The sequence below is a fragment of the Cohnella caldifontis genome, assembly GCF_029360585.1.
Lineage (GTDB): Bacteria > Bacillota > Bacilli > Paenibacillales > Paenibacillaceae > Cohnella > Cohnella caldifontis.
In genome coordinates, this window is the sequence record NZ_JAQZSJ010000003.1 from 252,020 (window position 1) to 271,791 (window position 19,772).

General features: G+C 60.1%; 18 protein-coding genes. 6 read left to right on the forward strand and 12 right to left on the reverse strand.

Going from position 1 to position 19,772, the window contains the following annotated elements:
* Window positions 1-30: 30 nt before the first annotated feature.
* The 4 genes from PTZ19_RS06955 to PTZ19_RS06970 form a co-directional block, all read right to left on the reverse strand.
* Complete coding sequence (locus PTZ19_RS06955) at window positions 31-3,174, reverse strand: S8 family serine peptidase (RefSeq protein WP_276353339.1); 3,144 nt, start codon at window positions 3,172-3,174, stop codon at window positions 31-33.
* Window positions 3,175-4,441: 1,267 nt separating this feature from the next.
* Window positions 4,442-5,461, reverse strand: coding sequence for an LLM class flavin-dependent oxidoreductase (locus PTZ19_RS06960; protein ID WP_422614975.1), 1,020 nt, complete (start codon window positions 5,459-5,461; stop codon window positions 4,442-4,444).
* Between the two features lie 145 nt (window positions 5,462-5,606).
* Complete coding sequence (locus tag PTZ19_RS06965) at window positions 5,607-7,139, reverse strand: DHA2 family efflux MFS transporter permease subunit (RefSeq protein ID WP_276353342.1); 1,533 nt, start codon at window positions 7,137-7,139, stop codon at window positions 5,607-5,609.
* Window positions 7,140-7,151: 12 nt separating this feature from the next.
* Window positions 7,152-7,790 (reverse strand): HlyD family secretion protein, encoded by a 639-nt coding sequence (locus PTZ19_RS06970; RefSeq protein ID WP_276353344.1) that lies wholly within the window; start codon window positions 7,788-7,790, stop codon window positions 7,152-7,154.
* 137 nt (window positions 7,791-7,927) lie between these two features.
* On the opposite strand from PTZ19_RS06970, the gene PTZ19_RS06975 reads away from it, so the two are divergent.
* The 4 genes from PTZ19_RS06975 (at window position 7,928) to PTZ19_RS06990 (ending at window position 9,788) form a co-directional block, all read left to right on the forward strand.
* Window positions 7,928-8,479: an NAD(P)H-dependent oxidoreductase gene (locus tag PTZ19_RS06975; protein ID WP_276353346.1), complete on the forward strand. Its 552-nt coding sequence runs from the start codon at window positions 7,928-7,930 to the stop codon at window positions 8,477-8,479.
* 2 nt (window positions 8,480-8,481) lie between these two features.
* Window positions 8,482-8,934: a hypothetical protein gene (locus PTZ19_RS06980; protein ID WP_276353348.1), complete on the forward strand. Its 453-nt coding sequence runs from the start codon at window positions 8,482-8,484 to the stop codon at window positions 8,932-8,934.
* A gap of 97 nt (window positions 8,935-9,031) precedes the next feature.
* On the forward strand, window positions 9,032-9,451 hold the full coding sequence (locus tag PTZ19_RS06985) for an SRPBCC family protein (RefSeq protein ID WP_276353351.1): 420 nt from the start codon (window positions 9,032-9,034) through the stop codon (window positions 9,449-9,451).
* A gap of 1 nt (window position 9,452) precedes the next feature.
* Window positions 9,453-9,788, forward strand: a complete 336-nt coding sequence (locus tag PTZ19_RS06990) for an ArsR/SmtB family transcription factor (protein ID WP_276353352.1) — start codon at window positions 9,453-9,455, stop codon at window positions 9,786-9,788.
* Between the two features lie 51 nt (window positions 9,789-9,839).
* Here PTZ19_RS06990 and PTZ19_RS06995 read toward each other — a convergent pair whose 3' ends face one another.
* The 5 genes from PTZ19_RS06995 to PTZ19_RS07015 form a co-directional block, all read right to left on the reverse strand.
* Window positions 9,840-10,610, reverse strand: a complete 771-nt coding sequence (locus tag PTZ19_RS06995) for a hypothetical protein (RefSeq protein ID WP_276353354.1) — start codon at window positions 10,608-10,610, stop codon at window positions 9,840-9,842.
* A 140-nt stretch (window positions 10,611-10,750) separates the two neighbouring features.
* Entirely contained in the window at window positions 10,751-11,293 is a 543-nt protein-coding gene (locus PTZ19_RS07000; protein ID WP_276353356.1) for a hypothetical protein, read from the reverse strand.
* Window positions 11,294-11,309: 16 nt separating this feature from the next.
* Complete coding sequence (locus PTZ19_RS07005) at window positions 11,310-12,671, reverse strand: hypothetical protein (protein WP_276353357.1); 1,362 nt, start codon at window positions 12,669-12,671, stop codon at window positions 11,310-11,312.
* Window positions 12,668-13,171: an RNA polymerase sigma factor gene (locus PTZ19_RS07010; RefSeq protein WP_276353358.1), complete on the reverse strand. Its 504-nt coding sequence runs from the start codon at window positions 13,169-13,171 to the stop codon at window positions 12,668-12,670. The genes PTZ19_RS07005 and PTZ19_RS07010 overlap by 4 nt, the downstream gene beginning before the upstream one ends.
* 151 nt (window positions 13,172-13,322) lie before the next feature.
* A complete protein-coding gene (locus PTZ19_RS07015; RefSeq protein ID WP_276353359.1) occupies window positions 13,323-14,879 on the reverse strand; it encodes a catalase in 1,557 nt (518 codons plus the stop codon).
* Window positions 14,880-15,106: 227 nt separating this feature from the next.
* On the opposite strand from PTZ19_RS07015, the gene PTZ19_RS07020 reads away from it, so the two are divergent.
* The gene (locus PTZ19_RS07020; RefSeq protein WP_276353361.1) at window positions 15,107-15,937 is read left to right on the forward strand and encodes a CPBP family glutamic-type intramembrane protease; all 831 of its coding nucleotides are present in this window, start codon (window positions 15,107-15,109) and stop codon (window positions 15,935-15,937) included.
* 105 nt (window positions 15,938-16,042) lie between these two features.
* On the opposite strand, the gene PTZ19_RS07025 is transcribed toward PTZ19_RS07020, so the two are convergent.
* From PTZ19_RS07025 to PTZ19_RS07035, 3 genes are all read right to left on the reverse strand, one after another.
* Complete coding sequence (locus PTZ19_RS07025) at window positions 16,043-16,771, reverse strand: peptidylprolyl isomerase (protein WP_276353362.1); 729 nt, start codon at window positions 16,769-16,771, stop codon at window positions 16,043-16,045.
* Between the two features lie 160 nt (window positions 16,772-16,931).
* Window positions 16,932-17,771: a 1,4-dihydroxy-6-naphtoate synthase gene (locus PTZ19_RS07030; protein ID WP_276353689.1), complete on the reverse strand. Its 840-nt coding sequence runs from the start codon at window positions 17,769-17,771 to the stop codon at window positions 16,932-16,934.
* Entirely contained in the window at window positions 17,771-18,472 is a 702-nt protein-coding gene (locus PTZ19_RS07035) for a futalosine hydrolase (RefSeq protein WP_276353363.1), read from the reverse strand. Before PTZ19_RS07035 ends, PTZ19_RS07030 begins: the two co-directional genes overlap by 1 nt.
* 173 nt (window positions 18,473-18,645) lie before the next feature.
* Between PTZ19_RS07035 and PTZ19_RS07040 the strand changes: the two genes are divergently transcribed.
* Window positions 18,646-19,737, forward strand: coding sequence for a winged helix DNA-binding domain-containing protein (locus PTZ19_RS07040; RefSeq protein ID WP_276353364.1), 1,092 nt, complete (start codon window positions 18,646-18,648; stop codon window positions 19,735-19,737).
* The last annotated feature ends 35 nt before the right edge of the window (window positions 19,738-19,772 follow it).

A 19,772-nucleotide genomic window follows, 5' to 3' on the forward strand; every position in this document is an offset into this window, starting at 1 on the left:
GAGATGCTCGGCCTCTCCTTTTTAATTAGGCTACTTGTTCAGCTTGTCGGTCAAACGTTTCAGAATCGAGACCGCCTCGGCGCGGGTGGCGTTGGCCTTGGGGTTGAACCTGTCGTCGTTGCCGACCATCAGGCCGAGCGCGTGGGCCAGGCGGACGTTCCTTCTGGCCCAAGAGCTGACGGAACCTTCGTCCGCGTACTTCACTTCTTGCGTGGTCACCAGGGTGGAGAGGTCCACCTTGGCGGAATAAGCGTATGCGTTAAGCAGCATGGTCGCCAATGCTTCGCGGGTAATCGGCGCGTTCGGCGAGAACGTCGTATCGCTCGTGCCTTTAATGATGCCCGCGGCGAAAGCTTTGTTCACCGCATCGTGGTACCAGGCGCCTTCTGGCACGTCGGTGAAAGGCGCTTGCGCGTCGTTGCCGACGGATAGAGCGCGAGTGAGAAGCGCGGCGAATTCTGCCCGGCTGACCGTGCCGTTCGGATCGAACGTGTCCGGCCCGCGTCCTTGCGCGACCTGCCGAGCCGCCATGACTTCGATGTCGTGCCGGGCCCAGTGGTTTTGGATGTCGCCAAACGTTAAGTTCGATTCCATCACGGCGTAAGCGGAGAAATGGGTTGCCGCAAAGGCAATCGAATCCGATCCTTTGGCGGATCCGCCGACATAATCCCAGGTTTTCGTTTGTTCGTTAAAGTAATAAACGCCGAGTTTCTCGCGGTCGGTTACCGAAGAAAGATGGTTGAAAGTGATGGTAATCGGTGCGTCGAATCGGGTAACGCGATTGCCGCCAACCGACATTTGAAAGTCGTAAACGCGGGAGACGAGTTGCCGGGACGGGGGCAGGCCGGTCATCCCCGAGTCCAGCTTTTCCGCGGTAAGGTTGACTGCGGCACTGGTGCCGGACACCTTGACCGATCCGGGCGCAATGGCGAAAGCAACGCCGTTGGATTGAATGCGGATCGGTTTGCCGCGCTCCGCGGCTTTTTGGAGAATGTCTCCGCTGAGCTCCACGGCCAGCTTGTCCGTGTCCTGATCCGATGAAGCGTCGATCACTACTTCAGACGCGGAGTCGATATCCTTCAATACCTCGTTCGGGTCCGCGGTGACCGTCAGCTTGGTTTTGCCGTCAGGGTCGGTGGACATTTTCTTGGTGTCGGTTGGGGTCGTAGGGGCGAACCCGCCGCCAAAAAAGCCGCCACCACCGCCACCTCCAACGCCGGTTGTGATCGTGTACGAATACGTGCTGACATCGCTTTGTAAGTTATTCTGATAGGCGACCGCTTTTAAAGTCGTGCTGCCGCTAATTGTGATAGGACCGGTATATAGAGTACTGCCATACCACGGGTAGGTACCGTCCAACGTGTAGTGGATTTCAGCCCCAGGGGAAGCTGTGGTCAGGGTAACTTTTTGGCTTCCGTAATAGGTACCCGATTTCAGACTTGCCGTTGGGGCTGTTGGTAATATGGTGAAAGATAGACTGCCGAAAATCAATTCGTTGGCGTTTCCGCCATCGTCGGCAAGCAATATATACATGCCTGGATCAGTCATATCGCTGTATGTTTTTGCAAACTGTCCGGTGGATCCGTCTTTGGTCAGGTTGTCCTGGTGAAGAGTAACTTGATGTCCCGTTTCTATTCGGTACACATAAAGATTCAAAGAATAGACGGAATCGGTTACGGTCACTCCCTTCCCGTCCCGGATATCCATCGTAATCGTAGTATCTCCGTTATTTCTTTCAAGCGGTCGAATATAAATACGAGGCATCGTTACCGCTTCACCGGAGAGGATTATTCCCGATCCAACTTTGTCCCAAGCCCCGAGTGGGTAGGCGCTATCCGCCAAAATCCACTGCACTTCTAGGCTGCGACTCTTTCCGCTTAACCCGTTCACATAATCGTCATGCGCAAGGATGAGCGCCGCAAGTCCGGTAACGAAAGGCGTAGCCATTGAAGTGCCGCTGGCAAATTCATAATCGTTGGCGCTTCTGTTATAAGTGCTCCATATATCTACGCCGGGAGCAATAAAGTCTACCGCAGACCCAGTATTGGAGAAATCCGCTAGGTAAAGCTCGTTGTGGTTGATGACCGAATTACCGTCGCTGTCTACCCAATCAGCAGCACCGACGGCGATGACTTGCGGTAAAGCGGCAGGGTAACTGACTGAAACATCGGAAACTGGATCGTTCGCATGTCCTATACCGTCTAAATCTCGAGGATCAGGGTAGTTGTAGTGGTTACTCTCGTTCCCAGTTGCCGCAACGACGACAACCCCCTTATCAATTGCGTAGTTCACCGCTTCTTCAAGCACACGGTCGTATCCTTCGGTACCTAAACTCAGATTGATGACATCCGCCCTATGGTCGGCGGCAAACCGAATCCCTGCGGCGACATACGTCGTTTTACCGCTTCCGGTGTCGTTCAGCACGCGTACCGGCATGATTTTGACCCCGCTTGCAATACCGGCGACCCCTTTGCCGTTATTTGCGGTAGCGCCGATAATCCCAGCCACGTGGGTGCCGTGCCCGCTATAATCGTTAAAATCGTTGGCCGGCTTGCCATCCTGTACGAAGTTATAACCCACTATTTGCCCGTTAACCTTATACAAATTGTCTTTTAGATCCTCATGGTCGGTACGCACGCCGGTGTCCACGATGGCCACTACGATCTCTTGACGTTCGGAAACGGGAACCTCGGCCCATGCTTCATCTGAATGAACGGCGTACAATCCCCACTGACTAGGGTTCAGAGGGTCATCGGAGCTGTAAACGGAAGCCGTGACCGTTTTACCGGACGCGGAAACCGTCGAGTCGATACCCAGTGCATGATAGACATACACCGGCTGAGCGTATTCCACGTTAGGATCGGCTTGTAGGTCCTCTATTTTGGAGAAAACGTCTTCTCCTGCGTTCAGCGTCAGTTTCTCTACGCCAGGTAAAGCATATGGATCAATACTGTTTGCGGATAGCCCCTTTTTTACAAGGCCGTCTTTGTATTTAACGATCACCTCGCCCGGAACGATTTCCGCATCTTGATGGGGAGTCGTCTTCAGAATGGTAGGAACTTCGGCTGCCCGGATCAAGGCGGGAGTTTCTGCAGCAACGGACATCGGCACGGCGACTGAAGCTGCCAGGAAACACGCCGAGATCAAGGCGGTGGATCTGATCTTGAGCGTCAACTCTACTTCCTCCTATCCTCTTACAATTGGGAACAGAAGGGATAGATTCGACACAAAAATCCAAAATCCTTCCTTTTTAGGTCTAAAAATGGATAAATTTATACTGAAAACAAGAGAAAAGGGAACCCCATTTTAACCAACGTCACTTCATCGGCAAGGAATGGCTTACCCCTCGAACTTCTGGCCACAGTTTGCCTGCGAAGTGTTATTGCAGCAGACTGAGAGATTGGCAAAATAACGGATGTGGTGCGTTAATGCCCTGGTTTGACGGTAAAATCGGCGAAATTGCGTACGTGGTACGTTATTACGGAGGTAGGGAGGTAAAATTTGCGAAATAGCGTATGTGGTACGTTATTACGGCGGTAGGGAGGTAAAGTCGGCGAAATAGCGTACGTGGTACGTTGTTACGGCGGTAGGGAGGTAGGATCGGCGAAATAGCGTACGTGGTACGTTATTACGGAGGTAGGGAGGTAAAATTTGCGAAATAGCGTATGTGGTACGTTATTACGGCGGTAGGGAGGTAAAGTCGGCGAAATAGCGTACGTGGTACGTTGTTACGGCGGTAGGGAGGTGAAATTTGCGAAATAGCGTACATGGTACGTTATTACGGAGGTAGGGAGGTATAATCGGCGAAATAGCGTACGTGGTACATTATTACGGCGGTAGGGAGGTAGGATCGGCGAAATAGCGTACGTGGTACGTTATTACGGCGGGAGGGAGGTAGGATCGGCGAAATAGCGTATGTGGTACGTTATTACGGCGGTAGGGAGGTAAAATTTGAGAAATAGCGTACGTGGTACATTAATACGGCGGTAGGGAGGTAAAATCGGCGAAATAGCGTACGTGGTACGTTATTACGACAGGAGGGAGGTAGGATCGGCGAAATAGCGTACGTGGTACGTTATGACGGCGGGAGGGAGGTAGGATCGGCGAAATAGCGTACGTGGTACCTTATTACGGCGAGAGGGAGAAAGGATCGGCGAAATAGCGTACGTGGTACGTTCTTACGGCAGGAGGGAGGTAGGATCGGCGAAATAGCGTCCGTGGTACGTTATTACGGCGGGAGGGAGGTAGGAGCGGCGAAATAGCGTACGTGGTACGTTATTACGGCAGGAGGGAGGTAGGATCGGCGAAATAGCGTACGTGGTACCTTATTACGGTGATAGGGAGACAGGATCGGCGGAATAGCGTACATGGTACGTTAACGCAGCTTTTGGCCGGCAACATCACAAGGCAATAAGGAAAGGCCGGGCGGCGACCCGGCCTTTCATGTCCCGATTGCCGTCTCCGCAAGGATTTCGTAGGAGCGGAGGCGGGCTTCGTGGTCATATGTTTGGCAGGTGACGATGATCTCGTCGGCCTTCGTCTCGGCCCAGATTTCCGGAAGCTTCCGGCGGATCGTCTCCCGGTCGCCGATGATCGCGTACCGCAGCATGGACTGCACCATCGCTTTCTCCTGCTCGGTCCACAAGCCGTCCATGCTGTCCACCGGAGGCTGCAGCTGACCCGAGCGGCCGCGGACGATGTTCAGGAACTGTTGATAGGAGGAGGTCGCCAGGCGATGCGCTTCTTCCTCCGTGTCGGCGGCAATTACGTTCATCCCGATCATGACGTACGGCTTTTCCAACGCCTCGGAAGGCTTGAAGCCGCTGCGGTAAAGCTCCAGCGCGGGGAGCAGGTATTCCGGGGCGAAATGGCTGGCGAACGCGAACGGCAGCCCGAGATGCGCCGCAAGCTGCGCGCTGTACCCGCTCGAGCCGAGCAGCCAGATCGGGATGCTCAAGCCTTCGCCCGGCACGGCCCGAACGCCCGGGGTATAGGGTCCCATCGATGGATCGAAATAGGCGCGGAGCTCATGCAGCAGCTCCGGGAAGTCGTCGCCTCCCGTACCCAGGTTGCGCCGCAGCGCCCGTGCCGTCCGCATGTCCGAACCCGGCGCCCGGCCGAGTCCGAGATCGATGCGGCCCGGGAACAAAGATTCCAGCGTGCCGAATTGCTCGGCGATGACGAGCGGCGCATGGTTCGGCAGCATGATGCCGCCGGAGCCGACGCGGATTTTCTCCGTGACCGCCGCCACTTGGCCGATGACGAGGGAAGTCGCCGAGCTGGCGATCCCCGGCATGTTGTGGTGTTCCGCCAGCCAATAGCGGCGGTACCCCCACCGCTCGGCGCGGCGGGCGAGATCAAGCGTGCGGCGCAAAGCTACGGCCGCGGTTCCTCCCGCGACGATCGGAGCCAGGTCCAGCACGGACAAAGTAATATCGGGCATCGTATCGGATTCGGACATCTTCATCTCTCCTTCCGTTCAGCGCTGCAAATCGTAGGAGCCCGACCGCACGCGCTGGCGGAGTCGGGCGAACTTGGTACTTACCATCCTACGCCTGCGGAAGCCGAAGATCAATGCCCGGAGAAACGCGCCTGCCCCCGAAGGTTCATCGGGAAGGCTTCGTCCGGTTTTTGGAGCGGGAAAGGAACAGGGAGAAGAACAGGCCGATCGCCGTGATGACCGTCGAGACGACGAACGCGTCGTTGATGCCGCCGATCGTCGATTCCACCGTTGCGAGGCCGCCGAGGATGCTGCCCGCATACGCGGCTGCCATATCGGAAGGAAGGCCGGTCAACGCGGCGATGCCGGTCTGGAAAGCGGCGACGTTGTCGGCCGCGATCGGGTTGCTGCTCGTCATCGTGCTGGCGTAGGCCGCGTAATGTTCGTTCGTCCGGGACGACATCACGGTCACGAGCAAGGCGGTGCCGAACGAGGCCGCCACTTGGCGCAGCGTATTGGAGGCGGCCGTCCCGTGCCCTTTGAGCGCCGGAGGCAGGGCGTTCAGCCCCGCGGTCATGATCGTCATCATGATGAATGAGACGCCGAAGCTGCGGAGCGCGTAAAGCAGAAGAAGATGATCGTAACTGGACGCGGATGTCAATTGGGCGAACTGGTAGGTGGTGATCGTGGTGATCGTCAGCCCGATCAGCGCGAGCGGGCGAACCCCGAATTTGTCGAACAGGATGCCCGATATCGGGGACATGACCCCCATGAGCAATGCGCCGGGCAGAAGCAGCAGTCCGGAATCCAGCGCCGAGTACCCCCGGATATTCTGGACGTAAATGGGAAGCAGCAGCATCGCGCCGAACATGGCCATGTTGACGATCATGCCGACCAGATTCGTCATGGAGAAAATATACGATCGGAACACGCGCAAATTGAGAAGCGGCGTATCGGCGGTCAGCTGCCGGATCACGAAGAAGATCAGGAACACGACGCCGGCGATGATCGTGAGGATGACGACATCGTCGCCCCAGCCTCGGCTGCCGGCTTCGCTAAGGCCGTAAAGCAACGATCCGAACCCGGCCGTGGACAGGATCGCCCCGAACCAGTCCAATGTCGGATGGGTCAGCTTCAGCACGTTAGGCAGGTAACGGAACGTGAGCGCGACCGCAATGACGCCGAGCGGCACCATGATCAGGAACAGCACCCGCCAGGAGGCGTGTTCGATCATGTAACCGGCGAAAGTAGGTCCCAGCGCGGGAGCGAACATCATGGCGACGCCCATGAGGCCCATCGCTTTGCCCATCTGTTCTTGAGGGAAAATCCTCAGGAAAATATTGGTGACGAGCGGCATCATGACGCCGGCTCCGACCGCTTGAACCAGGCGTCCGACGAGCACGAGCGCGAAGGAGGGACCGATGCCGCAGATGAGGGAACCGGCGGTGAACATCCCCATCGCCGAAGCGAAGAGCAGGCGCGTAGGGACGGATTCCGAGAGGAAGGCGCTGATCGGGATCATGACCGCGTTCGCCAGCATGTAACCGGTGGACACCCATTCGACTGTCGTGGTGGAGACGTTCAGATCCGTCATCATATGCGGGATCGCCACGTTGACCATCGTCTGGTTCAGGATGGCGATGAACATGCCGGCGATCAGCACCGCTACCGTCGGAACGAGGCTGTGACGTTCTTCCATCGGACAGCCTCCTTATTTGTGGATTCGGATCCGCGCGTTCATGCCGGGCAGCAGTCCGACCCCCCGGTAGTTGTCGATGGTGACGGTCACCGGAATGACCTGCGTCACCTTGGTATAGTTGGACGAGGTGTTGGAAGCCGGCAGCAGGGAGAAGGTGCCGGCCGTCGCCAGCCCGATCTGCGATATTTTGCCGGTCAGCGTCGTCCCGGGGTACGCATCTACGTAAACGTCTACGACCTGATCCGCTTTGACGTCCCGGATGCGCGTTTCTTTAATGTTGGCCGTCACCCACAAGCTGTCCAAGTCGTACGTGCGGGCGAGCGGGGTTCCCGCCCCAACGATCGATCCGACGACGGCGCTCTGTTGAACGACCGTTCCTTTGACGGACGCCGTAATGTTGGTCGTGCCGGCAGGGGTGCGCACCGCTCCGACCCTTTGGCCGGGGGTGAACGTTTGGCCGACCGCGCCGGTCCAATCGGACAGCACGCCGTCGGCGGGGGCGGCGATCGATACCGCCTGGCCGTCGACGCGCGCGTTGTCGGTGGAAATGTAGTTGACCGACTGCATGTAGTAATAGACCGCAGCGCCGCCGCCGGCTACGATGAGCAGAATGACGAGCACGTTGATCAGCACGAGATTGGAACTCTTCATGGCAGGTATCCTTTCCTTGCCCAAAGTTTTGGATTTTGCCGCATGAGGAAAGTATGGGGAGCGGCTGGGCGGAATATTCGGCGGCAACGGGGGCAAAGGTATGGAAAACGGCGGATACTGCAGAGGTGTCGAGGACGATGAACATTTACGTGGTGTATGACAGCGAGGACGGCCACACCGAGGTGCTGGCGCAGGCAGTCGCGCAGGGCGCGGCGGAATCCGGCGAAGCCGATGTCCATCTGAAAAGCGTGGATCAGGCGGACGTCCGGGAGCTCGAAGGGATGGACGCGATCATCTGGGGATGCCCGGGGCATTTCGGCACGATCAGCGCGGGCCTCAAGGCCTGGATCGACAAACTGGGCTATCTGTGGGCCCACGGCAAGCTGGTGAACAAGATCGGCGCCGTATTTTGTACGACCGCTACCGAGCATGGCGGCATCGAAATGACGCTGATCAATCTGATCACGCCCATGCTCCACCATGGGATGATCATCGTCGGCTTGCCCGCCAACATTCCCGAAAACGTGCTGTACGGATCCTACTACGGGGTCGGGATCACGTGCAGGCTGGAGGAGTCCCCCGACGATCCTCCCAATCTCCCGACGGCGGACGATCTGGCGCTCGGCCGGGCTTTAGGCCGCAGAGTGGCCGAAGTGACCTCCCGATTCGCCGGAAAGCGGGGCGGCTGAGCATGCCGGTTTATCTTTTCGCGGGAGTCGCCGTGATCGCCCTGATCTTGTTGATCGTGTTCAACGTACGCGCGGCTAACGCCCAAAATCGCGGGGAGACGCGGAAAACGGGCGCCGAACAAGAGCAGTCTGCCGAGGGCGACCGGCAGGCTGCCGCAAAACCGGAGGCGACGGGCGCGGTTCAGCTTGAACCGGCTCCCGAGCCCGAACGGGCGTCGACCGTCCCTGCCGAAGCCCCCGTACAGGAGCCCGAACGATCGAAGCCGAGTGTTGCCGCAGCTCCATCGGCCGCCGCCGATCCGGGCATGAAGGACGTGGATTATCGGCAAGCGATGCGCAGGTGGAGAACGGGAGATTCGGAAGCCCCGCCGAAGAGCCCGGAGCCTGGTTCCACTGACGCCAACTACCGGGAAGCGATGCGCAGCTGGAGAAAACCCGCCGATCCGAAGGAATAATTTCCGGGTTGACGTGAAACCAAATGGTTTCGTATAATCAAAAAGGAAACCAAATGGTTTCGCAATTTGGAATCATGATTTGGAGGGGACGAAACGAATGAGCAGCACCAAGCTTCCCGATATCCGCCAAACCCAGATTTTGAACGCGCCGATCGAGAAGGTGTGGAAAGCGGTAACCACGCCGGAAGGATTTTCCGCCTGGTTCATGCCGGGCAACGTGCAGCCGGTCGTCGGCCACGAGTTTCTTTTGGAAGCCGGGCCGTTCGGACAATCTCCTTGCAAAGTCCTGGAGGTGGAGGCTCCGCGCCGGATGTCGATCGCGTGGGCCAAGGATTGGACCTTGACGTTCGAGCTGGCCGATCTGGGAGAGGGCCGCACCGAGTTCACGCTGATCCATGGCGGCTGGGACGCGGAGAAGGTCACCGAGTTCGGTCAGCCGCATCCGCAAGTCCGCGAGCATATGGGCCAAGGCTGGACGGGAATCGGGCGCAAGCTGGCCCAATACGTCGAGGGCTGACATGGCGGACGCTGCGGCGAGAGAGGCGAAGCACGACGTGTTCCAGGCCGTCGCCGATCCGACCCGGCGCCGGCTGCTCCGCCTGCTGGACGAAGGGGAGAAGCCGGTTACGGCGCTTAGCGGCCATTTCGCGATGAGCCGTACGGCGGTGTCCAAGCATTTGCGAATTTTGGCCGACGCCGGCCTTGTCAGCGAACGGAAAGTCGGAAGGGAGACCCGATACCGGATGAATCCCGATCCGCTGCTGGAGTTGAAGCGATGGCTTTCGTATTTCGAGAAGTACTGGGAAAATCGCATGGCCGCTTTGAAGCGGTACGTGGAGGAAGACGAGGAATGACCGTAGTAAAGCTCGCTGATTGCCTTGAGGCATCATGCGGGCCTTTCTGCGTTAGAGGCCGCTCCAAACGCCAGAACCGGCCGTATTCAGGCTCCAGGAGTTTCGATCTTGGGCAACCGTATAAACGCCATCCTCCGATAGGGTCCACGACATTCCGCCGTGATTCCCTGTAGGCAAATCCGCCATGGGCGTCCAATGATCGCCTCCATCATCCGTTACATAGAGGAGTGAGGACCCCGGCTCCGGTTTCGTCACCAGAATGCCTTCGTCCCCGGTGATGAACAGGGGCGGAAAAACATACAGCTCGGATTCCCGGAATTCGGGCGGTATCCGCATCGGCACCTCTTCCCAAGTGAAGCCCCCGTCATGGGTGGCGAACAAACCGACTTTTCCTTCCCATGGCGCGTTGGTCGTGATCCAGCCTTTCGTTTCGCTGACGAACACGATGCCGGATTTCACCCCGCCCGGCACGGTGCTTCCCTCTTGTCCCCCGTTCGCGATTTCCGTCCAGGTCTGTCCCCCGTCCGATGTTCGGTACAAAATCAAATCCTCGCGGAACATTCCGTCAAACAGATATTCGGCTTTCCATCCGAGCTTGTCGTCTAGGTAAATGATTTTCTCTCGCTGGTTCACCGGTTCTTCCGATTGCGGTTCGTCATCATGAAGGTGAACCGTTTGCGCTCGTTCCGCGGTTTGACTGCCGGCACTCGCCTCCGCGCGGAGCGGAGACGCTTCGCCGGATCCGGTCGGGCGGGTAACGCACCCGGATAACAGAAACGTCATCGCCGATATCCATACCAGGATCAAGGTTCCTCTATTCATCGGGTTCTCTCCTTGGCCGGTTCGATTCCTCGATTCATTGGACGGCAATACGCGATTCCAAGTTGAATGTTGCCGCAAAATAAAAGGCCCCCTCGAGCGGGCCCGATTCTCAGGCACCGATTCGAGGGGGTTGCCGCAGGTCACTTCGCCGCGGCAACGGCCGTCTTAGCGATGGCGAGAGTTTCCTCTTCCTTGACTTGCTTGGCGTCGAAATGAAGGTCGTAGACCGCATTCTGTTCGGGGAGGAAGAAATAGTAGTGCAGCTCTTCGCGGGTTTCGTCTTCACCTTGACCTTCCAGGTTCAGCTTGGCGAAGGTCGCCTTGACCGGCAGATCCTTCCGCTCGGTTTGGGCTTCCACGACGGCACCGTTGGGCAGCAGCCCTTCCAAGGTATCGGAGTAGCCCAGGCCGTCGAGGCCGCCGACCGGCGTGCCGTTCGACTGAAACGCGAAGGATTCCTCTCCTTCTTGGATCGTCCAAGCCTTCGGCAACTGGAAAGAGATATGCGCGGCCTTCAGAGGGTGGCCGGTTTCCTCCGGCTTCTCCGGGGAAGGCGAAGCCGCGGACGCCGACTCGGCCGGGGATGCCGAAGGGGAGGTAGTTCCCCCGTCGTTTTGGGCGGTGCCGCAGGCCGCGATCGCGAGCAGGGCGCCCGCGGCGATCAGGATCATCCATCGTTTCATGTTTTCAGGTCCTCTCCTAGCGGTAAGCGATTTGCAATTCTTGAAGCGTAAAATGCGGGCCTTTCTCTTCGACGGAGCTGCGGGTGAACAAAATGCGGCTGCCGTCGGGCGACCAGGTCGGCTGCTCGTCGGACGTCATGCCGCTGATGACGTATCGCGCAGCAGCTTCGCCCCTGCTGTCCGATTCCTTCAGCATTCCCTCCACCAGCTCCTCGGGGAACCGGCCTTCCGTCAGCCGGGTTTCGGCGCCGCTCTCCGCGTTCACCGCCCACAGCTCGCGGTACGTCGCATCGGCTCCGAACGTTTCCTTGCCGTCCGCGTCTTTGCGCAGCGTGCGGTGCTCTGCAATGTCTTTCGCGAACGCCACGAACGGACCTTTCGGCGACCACGCGGGGTCGCTGCCGTCGGCCAGCTTGCGGGCGTTTCCGCCGCTAGCGTCCATGACCCAGATCTCGGACTTTCCCGGCTCCCGTTCCGTCGAATAGGCGAGTTGCGTTCCGTCCCGGGACCACGTCGGCTGCCGGCCGGCCGTAAGCTCGGTCAGATGGCTTCCGTCCGCGTCCACGACGTAAATCTTACGATCGTATATAACGCCGGTCTCATCCGACAGCGAAGCGTGCTCGGACGTGAACGCGATGCGCGTTCCGTCCGGCGACCAAACGGGTTCTTCATAAGCCGTGTCAGGGTCGGCCGGTTTGGCGATTTGCCGGAGGTTGCTCCCGTCTTGGCCGACCACCCATAGTCCCGGGGAAACCGGGCCTTGTTTCGCCGATTCGTACCCGACGAACGCTCCGATCGTCCCGTCCGGCGACCAGCTCATATCGCGCATATAGGCGAATTCGAGCGGAAAAGGGGAGGATTGATGGCTTGCCCGGTTCCACAATATCACGCGGTCCTCTTGACCGTATGACACCCTATCCGTTCCGCCGACGTACTGGGGTGACAGCGCGTTGTCTTGCCCCAGGTCGGCGACGACGCCGGTGCCGGTCACCTCGATTTCCGAAGCGCTGGCCTGTTGCCCCCTCCACCACGGGCTGGACAAAAGGGCGGCGACAAGCAACATCGAAGCCGCGGCCGTCCACCAACCTTTCCGGTTGCGAAAGGCGTTCCGATTCGACCGGGCGGCTCGTACGACGGTCCGGTCCTGCATGTCGGCGGCCGGGGGTTGCACGATTGTCCCCGTTTCCTCCAGCACCCGCTGCCATCCCCGCTCGGCGAATCCCGGGGACGCCGGCTCGAACGCTCGGGCGGCGCGAATTTGCCGGACCGTCTCCGCCATGGCGGCCAGCTCCGGATCTTCCTTCAGGGCCAACGCCAGCTCCAGATCGGGTTCTTCGTCGATCAAGGCGGATAGCCGCGATTCCCGTTTGTCTGTCATGTCCGGATCACTCCTTCATCGGCTTGGATGCCGAGAGCTTGTTGAATGCTGCGAATGGCGCGGAATTGCAGCGTGCGGACCGAAGTCTCGGTTCGGCCGGTCAACTCCGCCGTTTCTTTCACCGAGTATCCCTGGATCAGGCGCAGCCGAACGATCAGCCGCTGATCGTCGTTCAAGACGTCCAACGCCTGTCGGATCTGCTCGTTCCGGATGTACCGGCTTTCGGGATTGCCCGATCCTTCGTCTCCCAGTACCCGGTCGTCCATGCCGACCGTTCGGGCCCGGCTCTTGTCGCTTCGCCAACGGTCGATGATCAGCCGCATCGCCGTCCGCTTGAGCAGGCCGACGATCGGAGCATCGCCATAGTCCTTGCCGCTGCGGATCAGCCGGATGAAGGTTTCCTGGGTCAGGTCCTCCGCCTCCTGCCTGCCGCCGACTTTGAAGTAGATATATCGATAGATCTCCAGCCAATGATCCTTCCAGACGCTTTCCCAATCCATGATTTCGATCCTCCGTGAATAAGAGCCGGCTCTGAACATTGTAAACGAGAGGAGGGGCGGTTTCGTTACAGAGGTTCCTTTTTTCCAAAAAAAAGAACCGCGACGCGAGTCCGTTACGGCGGCCTCGGCTGCGGCTTCTGCTCTTAACGCATTAATAGGGATCGGCTGGGTGGCCCAGTTCCTCGGAAATTTCGGCATCCGCGCCCGGCCGGCGCCGCCTTTCCTCGATCGCTTCCTTCACGCGCCTGCCGTACTCGGGATCCGCTTGCGTGAAGTACCCGATCATCCGATTGCGGATGTCTTCGTTGCACTGCGCGAGCGCGTCGCCCAGGTTGTTGACCAGCTCGTCCCGCTCCCAATCCTCGAACTCGCGGTACGTCTGCCCGGCCTGCCCGAAATCGTTCGTCCGGTCGATCTTCTGGCGAACGAGCTTGGCGTCGTAATGCGGCTCGTGGGGCTTCCCATTGCGGGGGGCTTCATGCAGGCCTCCTAAAGAAGAAGGCTCGTAATTCACGTGGGGGTTTTGGCCCGGCGCGCGGTCCGTCCGATATTGCATTTGGCCGCCCAGCTGGTTCGTCGCCACATAGGTTTTGGGGGCGTTGATCGGCAGCTGCAAATAGTTCGGCCCCACGCGGTATCGCTGGGTGTCGGAATAGGAGAAGGTCCGGCCCTGCAGCATTTTGTCGTCGGAGAAATCCAGGCCGTCCACGAGAACGCCGGTGCCGAACGCCGCTTGTTCGACTTCGCCGAAGTAATCCTCCGGATTGCGGTTCAGCGTCATCTTGCCGACGGGGAGGAACGGGAACTTGTCTTTCGGCCACAGCTTCGTATCGTCGAGGGGATCGAAGTCGAGTTCCGGATGCTCGCCGTCCTCCATGATCTGCACGCAAAGCTCCCACTCGGGATAATCGCCGCGTTCGATCGCTTCGTACAGATCCTGCGTGGCGTGATTGAAATTCGTCGCCTGGATTTCGTTCGCTTCTTTCTGGGTGAGGTTCCGGATGCCTTGCTTGAGCGGTTCCCAGTGGTATTTGACGAGCACGGCTTCGCCTTCCCGGTTCACCCACTTGTACGTATTGACCCCGGACCCCTGCATCTGCCGATAGTTGGCGGGGATGCCCCATGGCGAGTACACGAAGGTGACCATGTGCGTGGCTTCCGGCGTCAGGGAGACGAAGTCGAAAAACCGTTCCACGTTCTGCACGTTGGTGATCGGATCCGGCTTGAAGGCGTGAATCATGTCGGGAAACTTGAGGGCGTCGCGGATGAAAAAGATTTTCAGGTTGTTCCCGACCAGATCCCAGTTGCCGTCCTCCGTGTAGAACTTCACGGCGAAGCCCCGCGGGTCGCGCAGCGTCTCCGGGGAATGGATGCCGTGGATGACGGTGGAGAAGCGCACGAATACGGGGGTTTTCTTGCCCGCCTCCTGGAACAGCTTGGCCCGGGTGTATTTGGATACGGGCTCGTCCCCGACTTTGCCGTAAGCCTCGAAAACGCCGTGCGCCCCGGCGCCCCGGCCGTGGACGACGCGCTCCGGGATGCGCTCGCGGTCGAAATGGGTGATTTTCTCGATGAAATGGTAGTTCTCCAGCGTCGATGGGCCTCGATTGCCTACCGTTCGGATGTTTTGGTTGTCGTGGATCGGATGGCCTTGCCGGTCGGTCAAGATGCCGTTCGACTCGGGGCCGCCTGGTTTTTCGGTTGCCATGGCGTACGCGCCGCCTTTCGGGAAGGAATGGAATTTTCAAGGATAGGGTTTCCAATTCGCGGCCGTTTATCAGTCCGGCATGACTTTCGGGCACGCGCGGCAACGCAAAACATGACTTTCGGTTAGCCAAGCGTCACTAACCGGGCATGACTTTTTTGTCCTATTCTGAATGCAACGGAGGCCTACGCCTTCCGAATCGTGAAGACAATTCGTTGGGAGTGGGAGTCATGTTGGACAAAATGAATGACGCGGAAAAAGCCGGTCTTTTCACGCTGCTGGTGTTGGCTCTGGGGATCGGATTCAGCTTGGTTCCGGGGATGAGCAGCACTTTATACATGTTCACGCCGATGCTGGCGGCGCTGCTGATGATGCTGGCATTCACGAAGGACGGATACCGGAAGGAAGGCTGGAAAAAGCTCGGGCTTCACAAACTCGGCTTGCGGGGGTGGCCTTTCGCGCTGCTCGTGCCGATCGCGCCGCTGGCGCTCAGCTATTTGGCCGCGTGGGGGTTTGGGTTGTCGGAGTGGAGAGTGCCGGACAAGCTGCTCGGGTTCGAATGGACCGCGGCGCCGATCGTTTTGATCGTCGTGTATATCAAATCGGTTCTGTTCGAATCGCTGGGAGAAGAGCTGGGGTGGCGGGGGTACATGCTGCCTCGTCTGATGAAAATGGGCGAACGCCGGGCGACGCTGCTGAACGGACTCGTGCATGGCGTCTGGCACGCCCCGATCATTCTGAACACGAGCGAATACCACGCCGGAGAGAACGTGTGGGTGCTGTTCCCGCTTATGTTGCTCAGCACGATGTTCCTCGCTCCGGTGATCGGGCGGCTGCGATTGAAGACGGGCAGCGTCTGGACGGCTTCCATGATGCATACGACGCACAATTTGGTATGGGCCGTGCTGGCGGAGCTGTGGGTGAACCGTTCGGATGCCGCGAGCTGGATTTCCGGGGACATGAGCCTCGTGGTCACGCTCTTCTACATGGGGTTGACGTTGTGGATGTGGCGGAAGCCCCGGGCTTCCCGGGAGGCGCAGGCGGCTCAAGCGGCGGCTTAAGGATGGGCACGGAAAAAGGCGGCGGTCCGGACATGGGTCCGGGCCGCCGCTTAATCGCGCGATAATGCTTATCGCGGGGTACGTTTCCTCGCGATTGGGGCCGCGTTACTGGATTTTCTCCGGTTCCGGGTAATCCACGCCTTTGGTGTCGACGGTCGCTTTCTTGATCGCCATCGGTTTCTCCGGCCTCGTCCCTTGGGGATCGTTCGGGTCGATTTTCTGGTTCACGATCTCGTCGACGGTATCCATGCCCTCGATCACGTTGCCGAAAGCCGCGTATTGCCCATCCAGGGACGGATAGTCGGCGACCATGATGAAGAACTGGGAACCCGCGGAATCCATCGGCTCGCTCTTCCGGGCCATGGACAGGATGCCGCGCTTGTGCTTCAGGTCGTTCTGGAAGCCGTTGGCGGTGAATTCGCCCTTGATGGCGTATCCGGGCCCGCCCATGCCGGTGCCTTCCGGGTCGCCGCCCTGGATCATGAAGCCCGGCATGACGCGGTGGAAGATCATGCCGTCGTAGAAGCCCTTTTTGACCAAGGAAATGAAGTTGTTCACCGTGTTCGGCGCGATGTCCGGGAACAGCTCCAGCTTGATCGTGCGGCCATTGTCCATCTCGATCGTGACGACCGGGTTCTTGTCCGAGTGCGGCGCAGCGCCGGGATCATCGGAAGCGGAAGGCGAAGGCGCGGCATCCGACGCCGCCGGAGAATTCGATGGGGAAGCGGCGTTCGAGCCGCCTCCGGCTTCGTTGCGCTTGCCGCAGCCCGCCGCGATCAGCAGCGTGACGGCCAGCATCAGGAACAGGGTAAGTCGCAGCTTGCTTTTCATCATGGAAAACGTGGCTCCTTGTACATAGGGTAGGATGCGATATGCTTAAAATCGGCGGTATCCCCTCGGCTCATGGGCTGATAATAACTTTCTTGCGCAACGCCGCCGTGGGGCCTCGAATCGAGAGCAGCTAGTCGAGCGCCCGTCTAGCAGTACAAGTCCATTACCGAAGAGCGGAGGGATCGATCGCCGGCACGAGGCCTTCGCGGGCCGCACGCCCGAGCAGCGCGTCGATGGCGGCGTAGCCTTCCTCGCCCAGGTCCGAGGTGAATTTGTTCACGTACAGCTCGATATGGGCTTGGGCCACCGCGGGGTCCATCTCCTGGGCATGTCCGAGCACGTATTCGCGCGACGCGTCCGGATGGGCCCAGGCGTAGTCGACCGATTGCCGGATCCAGCCGGCGATCCGGTCCGCGTCCAGATTCCGGCGGGCGATGATGGCGCCCAGCGGAATCGGCAGCCCGGTGTCGGCTTCCCACCAGACGCCCATGTCGGCCAGCAGCGACAGGCCGTAAGTCGGATACGTGAAGCGGGCCTCGTGGATGACGAGCCCGGCGTCGATCCGGCCGTCACGCACCGCCGGCATGATCTCGTGGAACGGCATGACGACGATTTCGCCCAAGCCGCCGGGCACCTGCTGAGCGGCCCAGAGCCGGAACAGCAGGTAGGCCGTCGAGCGCTCGCTGGGCACCGCCACCCGTTTGCCGGAAAGATCGGCGGGACTGGAGATGCCCGATTTTTCTCCGGCCGTCAGCACCAGCGGTCCGTTGCCTCTGCCCAGCGCACCTCCGCAAGGGAGCAGCCGGTATTCCGAGAGCACCCAGGGCAGCGCGGCGTACGAGATCTTGAGCACCTCCGGCCCGCCGGGCGACGCGGCCAAATGATTCGTAATATCGATATCCGCATACAGAACGTCCAGCTCCGGCGCGCCGGGCACGAGCCCATGCACCCAGGCGTGGAACACGAACGTGTCGTTGGGACAGGGAGAAAACGCGATTTTCATCATGCGAACAACACCTCCGGTAAGTATCGAAAAGCGGACTCGAGCGCGTCCAGCGCCTCTTTGATCCGCCAGGCCGAGCGGTCGCGGGGCCCGACCGCGTTGGAAATCGCGCGGATCTCCATGACCGGCAGTCCCCATACCTGCGCCGCCGCGGCGACGCCTCCGCCTTCCATGCCTTCGGCCGCGGCTCCCGGCACCCGGCGGGCCCGGTCCGCCGCCGTCGCGGCCGTGCCCGTCGCGGTCGAGACCGTCAGAATCGGCCCGACGCCCGCCTGAAGCCCCGCCGAGACCCACGCGCGGTGCAGCCGCTCCGTCCGCTCCCGGTCGCACGGGAAACGGGCGGAGCCGAAGCCCAGCTCGTCCACCGACAAGAATCCGTCCGGCGTCTCCGCGCCAAGGTCGGCGAGCACGATTTCGCTCGCGGCGACAAGGCTGCCGACCGGCGCCGTCCCGGCGAACCCGCCGGCGATGCCCGCGCTGATCACCAGGCCGTACGCCGAAGAGTCAGCCGTCCGAGCGCCGTCCGCCGCCGCGCCGCGAAATCCCGTTCCGCCGGCCAAAGCCGCCGACGTCCGAGCCGCGGCCGCCGCCGGCCCGACGCCCGCCAGGGCGGTCTCGAAGCGGGAATCGCCGCGCAAACCCCGCAGCACCGCCTCCCGTTCCGCCTCCACGGCCGTCATGACCAGCACCTTTTTATCCATTTCCGCAGCGCTCCTTTAATCCTCCGCAACCTCCGCCCGGCGAGTCCGGGCATCCACAATAACCAAAGTAACGCGAAGAAGCGGCGGTGTCAAAGGGACCCATCCGCGTGACATCGAAAGCATGAAGCAGTAATCTTATAGCTGTACAGATTTCGCACGGGGAGGGACGGCCCATGGACGATCGGGCGATCGCCCGGCTGCGGCTGCGCAGCCAGCGGATCGCGGGCGGCAAATTCGCCGCGCCGGAAGAAGCGGCGAAAGGACTCGGAGCGTTGCAAGCCCAGGATTACGGGCAGGCGCTGTGGGCGATCGGACTGCGTACGTCCGGAGCGGCGGCCGCGGATGTCGAGCAAGCGATCGAGGAACGGAAAATCGTGCTGACCTGGCCGCTGAGAGGGACGCTGCACGCGGTGCCGGCCGAGGACGCCAAGTGGATGCTCCGGCATTTCGCGCCCCGCGTGATCGGGCAGTTCAAGCGCCGGCGGGAACAATTGGAGCTGGACGACGCCGTCTTGAGCCGCTGCCGCGAGCTGATCCGGCGAGCGCTGGAAGGCGGCCGCCGGATCACCCGGCCCGACCTCATGGAGCTGCTCGAGAGCGGGGGCATCGCCACCGGCAATCAACGCGGGTATCACATCGTGTTCTATCTCGCTTTGAACGAGTTTATCTGCCTCGGTCCATTGGAGGGCAAACAGCAAACGTTCGTGCTGCTGGACGAATGGGTGCCCCGGCCTCGGGAGTTGTCTGCCGAGGAGGCGCTCCATGAACTAACCGTGCGGTACGTTCGCGGACACGGTCCCGCAACGGCGCACGATTTCGCCTGGTGGGCGGGGCTTACGGTGACGGACGCCAGAAAAGCGCTGGAAAGCGCTTCCGGCGAACTGAGAGCGGTTCAGTCGGGCGGCACTGCCTACTGGATGTCCCGGGACGTATCGGATGAAGCGGGTGAGAAGCCGGCTGGCACGTTTTTGCTGGCGGGCTTCGACCAGTTTCTGCTCGGATACACGGACCGCGCCGCCGTGCTGCATCCCGATTACGCACCCCGCATCGTACCCGGAGGCAACGGGATTTTCCAGCCAACCGTCGTCTCGGACGGGCGGGTCGTCGGCACTTGGAAGCGGACGATCAAGAAAAAAGGAATCGACGTGGACGTTGCGTTTTTCGAACCGGTCCCGGGCGCGGAAGAGCAAGCCATGTCGGAGATCCGGCGCTATTGCGCGTTTATGGGGCTTCCTCCCGGAAACTTGCGGGTTTTTTACGATTAAGCGAAACAAGCCATACATTCCTTGCCATTCGTTCG

Coding starts and splice junctions, on each gene's coding strand:
- PTZ19_RS06960 (WP_422614975.1), bottom strand. CDS start 5,461: ATGTCCGAATCCGATACGATGCCCGATATTACTTTGTCCGTGCTGGAC.
- PTZ19_RS06965 (WP_276353342.1), bottom strand. CDS start 7,139: ATGGAAGAACGTCACAGCCTCGTTCCGACGGTAGCGGTGCTGATCGCC.
- PTZ19_RS06970 (WP_276353344.1), bottom strand. CDS start 7,790: ATGAAGAGTTCCAATCTCGTGCTGATCAACGTGCTCGTCATTCTGCTC.
- PTZ19_RS06975 (WP_276353346.1), top strand. CDS start 7,928: ATGAACATTTACGTGGTGTATGACAGCGAGGACGGCCACACCGAGGTG.
- PTZ19_RS06980 (WP_276353348.1), top strand. CDS start 8,482: ATGCCGGTTTATCTTTTCGCGGGAGTCGCCGTGATCGCCCTGATCTTG.
- PTZ19_RS06985 (WP_276353351.1), top strand. CDS start 9,032: ATGAGCAGCACCAAGCTTCCCGATATCCGCCAAACCCAGATTTTGAAC.
- PTZ19_RS06990 (WP_276353352.1), top strand. CDS start 9,453: ATGGCGGACGCTGCGGCGAGAGAGGCGAAGCACGACGTGTTCCAGGCC.
- PTZ19_RS06995 (WP_276353354.1), bottom strand. CDS start 10,610: ATGAATAGAGGAACCTTGATCCTGGTATGGATATCGGCGATGACGTTT.
- PTZ19_RS07000 (WP_276353356.1), bottom strand. CDS start 11,293: ATGAAACGATGGATGATCCTGATCGCCGCGGGCGCCCTGCTCGCGATC.
- PTZ19_RS07005 (WP_276353357.1), bottom strand. CDS start 12,671: ATGACAGACAAACGGGAATCGCGGCTATCCGCCTTGATCGACGAAGAA.
- PTZ19_RS07010 (WP_276353358.1), bottom strand. CDS start 13,171: ATGGATTGGGAAAGCGTCTGGAAGGATCATTGGCTGGAGATCTATCGA.
- PTZ19_RS07015 (WP_276353359.1), bottom strand. CDS start 14,879: ATGGCAACCGAAAAACCAGGCGGCCCCGAGTCGAACGGCATCTTGACC.
- PTZ19_RS07020 (WP_276353361.1), top strand. CDS start 15,107: ATGTTGGACAAAATGAATGACGCGGAAAAAGCCGGTCTTTTCACGCTG.
- PTZ19_RS07025 (WP_276353362.1), bottom strand. CDS start 16,771: ATGATGAAAAGCAAGCTGCGACTTACCCTGTTCCTGATGCTGGCCGTC.
- PTZ19_RS07030 (WP_276353689.1), bottom strand. CDS start 17,771: ATGAAAATCGCGTTTTCTCCCTGTCCCAACGACACGTTCGTGTTCCAC.
- PTZ19_RS07035 (WP_276353363.1), bottom strand. CDS start 18,472: ATGGATAAAAAGGTGCTGGTCATGACGGCCGTGGAGGCGGAACGGGAG.
- PTZ19_RS07040 (WP_276353364.1), top strand. CDS start 18,646: ATGGACGATCGGGCGATCGCCCGGCTGCGGCTGCGCAGCCAGCGGATC.